The organism is Haemophilus sp. UMB1048 (assembly GCF_030218125.1).
Taxonomy (GTDB): domain Bacteria; phylum Pseudomonadota; class Gammaproteobacteria; order Enterobacterales; family Pasteurellaceae; genus Haemophilus_D.
Genome location: NZ_JASOPB010000121.1, coordinates 1 through 261, shown reverse-complemented (window position 1 = coordinate 261; position 261 = coordinate 1). Strand labels below are relative to the sequence as shown.

Genomic DNA, 261 nt, shown 5'->3' with positions numbered 1-261 from the left:
ACCGAAATGTTTGGTGCCAGTTATCGCTACAGTGGTGCTGGAGTCGGTTATCAGGTTGCCAGTGTGGTTGGCGGTGGATTTACACCTTTTATTGCCGCTGCACTCATCACTTACTTTGCCGGGAACTGGCATAGCGTCGCCATTTATTTGCTGGCTGGATGTCTGATTTCCGCAATGACCGCTTTGTTGATGAAAGACAATCAACGCGCTTGATAGTCTGGCGAAGATCATCCGATCTTCGCCTTACACTTTTGTTTCACA

1 pseudogene is annotated in these 261 nt (G+C 48.3%); it reads left to right on the top strand.

Going from position 1 to position 261, the window contains the following annotated elements:
- A pseudogene (locus QP437_RS10150) lies at window positions 1-213 on the top strand (MFS transporter); the annotation flags it as partial.
- Between the last annotated feature and the right edge of the window lie 48 nt (window positions 214-261).